We start from the raw sequence: 564 nt of genomic DNA on the forward strand, positions 1-564 counted from the left end.
TTTGGTGGTTTGAATATTTTGCACTCAGCAAAAACATAAAACACAACACAATTAACATAACAAAGATCGTCAGGAGATAAATTCGTGGATTCTCTTAGATCTTTTTCTATATCCTCAATTATATTATTTAAGACAGTATCTGATTTTGTGTCTTCTCTGAAATATTTTTGATATTTGCTTTTTACATATTGTATCAAAACTCGATCAAAAAGAGGATCCTCATCAGTAAAAGTGTCTATCTTTTTTCTTACAAGACTATAGTTCTCCATATAATCCTCAAAAAAATGCTTATATTTTGATAATTCATTATAATCAATTTTATCTTCAATCGTATAATCTTGTGTATTAGGAATTTCATATTTAATATCATTTTGAAATCTAGAAATTCCCATTAAAATATCACCAATGGCAAAATCAAGTTTTGAATATTTTTCTACCATATTAAAATTATTAATATTGATAGATTGATCAATTAAATTTTCACCTGCTGTTTTATTATCTGTCCCAATAGCTGAAAGTTTTTGACTCTTATCTGATAATGGCATTATTTGCACCAGCAGTAAT

The 564-nt window shown here is 26.4% G+C and carries 1 protein-coding gene; it reads right to left on the reverse strand.

Features of this window, described 5'->3' with window-relative positions; translation table 11 throughout:
• The coding region (locus tag BKH42_RS09195; RefSeq protein ID WP_143428628.1) for an ABC-three component system protein at positions 1-545 on the reverse strand (545 nt) is incomplete at its 3' end.
• Positions 546-564: the final 19 nt, after the last annotated feature.

It is taken from the genome of Helicobacter sp. 13S00482-2 (assembly GCF_002272795.1).
Lineage (GTDB): Bacteria > Campylobacterota > Campylobacteria > Campylobacterales > Helicobacteraceae > Helicobacter_J.